Here is a 3,810-nt window from a genome sequence, read left to right as displayed (position 1 = left end):
CACTACCGGGCGCTCGACCTGGTGGCCGCGGCGCGGACCGCGACACGCGACGAGGCGTTCGCGGCCGAGGACGACGCGCTCGCGGACCTGATGCTGTCCGACGAGCTGCGTGCCGGGCTGTACGCGTTCGACCTGGTACAGAAGCGGGCCAAGCGCCCGGCCGGCGCGCCAGACAAGTCGCTGGCGCGGCCGGTCACCAAGGTCGGCGTGGTGGGCGCGGGCCTGATGGCGGCGCAGATCGCCCTGCTGTTCGTCCGGCGGCTGCAGGTCCCGGTCGTGATGACCGACCTGGACCAGGCGCGGGTGGACTCCGGGGTTTCCTACGTACACGCGGAGATAGACAAGCTGCTGTCACGTGGCCGGCTGTCCGCTGACGCGGCCAGCCGGCAGAAGGCCCTGATCACCGGCTCGGTGTCCAAGGACGGCTTCGCCGACGCCGACTTCGTGATCGAGGCGGTCTTCGAGGAGCTGTCGGTCAAGCAGCGGGTGTTCGCCGAGGTCGAGTCGATCGTCTCGCCGGAGTGCGTGCTGGCGACCAACACGTCGTCGCTGTCGGTCTCGGCGATGGCTTCCGGGCTGGCGCACCCGTCGCGGGTGGTGGGGTTCCACTTCTTCAACCCGGTCGCGGTGCTGCCGCTCGTCGAGGTGGTGCGGGACGTCGCGACGGATGACGCCGCGATCGCGACGGCGCTGGCCGTGGGCCGGCAGCTCAAGAAGAACTGCGTGATCGTCGCGGACCGGCCCGCGTTCGTGGTGAACCGGCTGCTCACCAGGTTCCTCGGCGAGATCACCCGGGCGGTCGACGAGGGCACCCCGTTCGAGGTCGCCGAACACGCCGCCGACCCTCTCGGCCTGCCCATGACCCCGTTCCTGCTGCTGCAGCTGGTCGGGCCCGCGATCGCGCTGCACGTGGCGGAGACGATGCACGCGGCGTTCCCCGACCGGTTCTTCGTTTCGCCCAAGCTGCGGGCGCTCGCCGAGTCGGGCAAGACGTCGGTCTACCTGCCTGATTTCTCAGTCGACCCCGAGGTCGAGGCGCTGCTCGGCGGCGGCGACCGCCCGTCCACCGGCGCCGAGGTGCTCTCGCGCGCCCTGGAGGGGCTGGCGCAGGAGGTCAGGATCATGCTCGACGAGGGCGTCGTCGCCAGCCCCGAGGACATCGACCTGTGCATGATCCTCGGCGCGGGATGGCCGTTCCACCTTGGCGGCATCACGCCGTACCTGGACAGGACGGGGATCGCGGCCAAGGTCAACGGCGCGCCGTTCTGCGGCTAGCCTTGGCCGGCCGGGGCCCGCAGCCGGCAGAAAATCGTAAAAGAAAGCTGTCCCCGCAATCCTGTGCGGCGGGTGATCCGTAAGTAGTAAACCGGGACCGGATCCTTTTCAACGACCGGAGCCTTTCCAACGGGAGGGGGCGTCCGGATGGCTGACCGCTGGCTGCTCGACTCGACACGCCGCGCCAAGGCGGCGCTCATCGATACCACGATGCCGAACTGGGCTCGTGTCGGGGACGCCCTCATCGGCGGCCGAGACAACTTCGAGGCCGACCGCAAGGCCGTCCGGATGCTGGCCGCGGCGGCGCCGGTCGTCGGCGCCATCCCCGCCGCGGCTCGCGCCTTCCGCCAGCGCGTGGTCCGTTACCTGGTCGCAGAGGCCGGGATCAGGCAGTTCCTCGACGTCGGCACCAGCCTCGCCATGTCGGGCAACACCCATGAGGTCGCGCAGTCGCTGGCGCCGGACTGCCGCGTCGTGTACATCGACGACGACCCGATGGTGCTCGCGCACGCTCGCGCGCAGCTGGCCTCCGCGCCCGACGGCGCGGTGGCCGCGCTGGACGCGAACCCGAGAGACCCTGCCGCCATTCTCGCCGCCGCGGCAGGGACCCTGGACCTTGGCAGGCCGGTCGCGATCCTGCTGATGGCCACGCTGTCGTTCGTGCTCGACGACGCGTCGGCGTCCAGGATCGTGCGGTCACTGGCCGGGGCCGCGACGGCCGGCAGCCATGTCGCGCTCTACCACCAGGCGAGCGACCTGGATCCGGCGATGTCCGTGGCGGCCGGGCGGTGGAACGCGATGTCCGTCCGCCGCGTCACCCTCCGCTCCCGCGCGCAGCTCACGGGGCTGCTGTCCGGCCTCGACCCGGTCCCGCCCGGCCTCGTGCCCGTCACCGAATGGCGCCCCGCCCCGGACGACCCCCGCTTCGAGCGCCTCGTCCCGGTGTACGGCGCCGTAGCCCGCAAACCGTAGCTGCGGTCACGCGGACGGCTTGACCGCGCGGACGATGGCCGAGTGCATCCCCGGTGCCGCCTCGTGCGTGAACGTCACCGACGCGCCGGTGAACCCGGCCGCCGCCAGCCCGGCCAGGTACTCCGACCGCGACAGCGCCCCGGCGATGCACCCGACATAGGACCCGGCCGCTGCCCGGTCCGCCGCGCTCAGGTGGTCGTCGGCGACCACGTCGGAGACGCCGATCCGGCCGCCTCGCACCAGCACCCGGAACATCTCCGCCAGCACCGCTGGCTTGTCGGTCGACAGGTTGATCACGCAGTTGGAGATCACCACGTCCACCGACGCGTCCGGCAGCGGCACCGCCTCGATCTGGCCTTTCAGGAACGTCACGTTCGCCGCGCCCGCCTGCCGCGCGTTCGCCCGCGCCAGCGCCAGCATCTCATCGGTCATGTCGACCCCGTAAGCGTGCCCGGACGGCCCGACCCGACGCGCCGACAGCAGCACGTCGATGCCGCCGCCCGAGCCCAGGTCCAGCACCCGCTCGCCCTCGTGCAGCTCCGCGACCGCCAGCGGGTTGCCGCAGCCCATGCTCGCGCTCACCGCGTCCTCGGGCAGCCCGGCGGTTTCCCCCTCCCGGTACAGCGACGCGCCCGCCCCGTCGGTCAGCGCGCTCAGCGTGCCGGCCGGAGCGCAGCATCCGCCGGCATCGCCGCAGCACCCGTCCCCGCCGTCCGCCTGGCCCAGCACCGCCAGCGCCGCCCCGGCATACCGGGACCGGACCTGCTCTCGCAGGCCCGCGCCCGTCTCCGTGTCCTCGCTCACCGCAGCCTCCCGTTTCCTGTTCACGTCACTGCCCCGGCCACCGTGGCCGGGGCCGGCACCAGCACCGCCGACATTCGCGCCATCACCTGCGGGTTGACGCGGTAGTACACCCACGTGCCGCGCCGCTCGGAGCTGATCAGCCCCGCCTCCCGCAAGATCCGCAGGTGATAGCTGACCGCCGGCCCGGTCACGTCGAACGCGTCGGTCAGGTCGCAGACGCAGGATTCCCCGCCCTCATGGCAGGCGATCAGCGACAGCAGCCGCAACCGCACCGGATCGGCCACCGCCTTGAACAGCGGCGCCAGATCTTCCGCCCCGGCATCCGACAACGGCTCGCACGCCAGCGGCGCGCAGCAGTCGGTCACGCTCTGATTAGACATGTCTTTAATTAAACATGTCCTTAAGCAGTTGTGCAACCAGGACGTGTGGCCGCTTCACTCCGCGCGCAGGGCCAGGGCGGCCGGGGAGCGCGGCCGCGAGGTTGACTGCCAATTCGGGCGGCCTCCGGCCGCGTCGGTTAGCTAACCGCCCGAATGTCGGTGCTACGCTGTAGCGTGAAAATGTGCTAGTCATGTATCAGGAAATCCGGGATCGGATCTTCCGCCTCTGCCGTGAGCATGGTCTACGGCCGGACTTTCCCGAAACGACCAGAACGGGACGGGTGCTCCTGGTCTGGAACAGCGGCCAGGAGGTGGTGGCGCGCGCGTTCATCCCCACGATGAGCGATCCGCCGCCTACTGTCCTTGCCCGCCTGCAGCA

General features: G+C 71.1%; 4 protein-coding genes. 2 read left to right on the top strand and 2 right to left on the bottom strand.

What is annotated here, in order from left to right:
• Both WA805_RS18565 and WA805_RS18560 read left to right on the top strand, forming a co-directional pair.
• Positions 1-1,275 (top strand): 3-hydroxyacyl-CoA dehydrogenase NAD-binding domain-containing protein (locus WA805_RS18565; protein ID WP_425242959.1); only part of this gene is annotated, 1,275 nt, incomplete at its 5' end.
• Positions 1,276-1,422: 147 nt separating this feature from the next.
• Positions 1,423-2,247, top strand: coding sequence for an SAM-dependent methyltransferase (locus WA805_RS18560; protein ID WP_425242958.1), 825 nt, complete (start codon positions 1,423-1,425; stop codon positions 2,245-2,247).
• Between the two features lie 6 nt (positions 2,248-2,253).
• On the opposite strand, the gene arsM is transcribed toward WA805_RS18560, so the two are convergent.
• Both arsM and WA805_RS18550 read right to left on the bottom strand, forming a co-directional pair.
• Positions 2,254-3,051: an arsenite methyltransferase gene (gene arsM / locus WA805_RS18555; RefSeq protein WP_425242957.1), complete on the bottom strand. Its 798-nt coding sequence runs from the start codon at positions 3,049-3,051 to the stop codon at positions 2,254-2,256.
• A gap of 20 nt (positions 3,052-3,071) precedes the next feature.
• The gene (locus WA805_RS18550) at positions 3,072-3,431 is read right to left on the bottom strand and encodes an ArsR/SmtB family transcription factor (protein WP_422340734.1); all 360 of its coding nucleotides are present in this window, start codon (positions 3,429-3,431) and stop codon (positions 3,072-3,074) included.
• Between the last annotated feature and the right edge of the window lie 379 nt (positions 3,432-3,810).

The sequence above is a fragment of the Trebonia sp. genome, from assembly GCF_049794275.1.
In the GTDB taxonomy this organism is placed as follows: Bacteria; Actinomycetota; Actinomycetes; order Streptosporangiales; family Streptosporangiaceae; genus Trebonia.
This window is presented reverse-complemented; position numbering and strand designations above follow the sequence as displayed.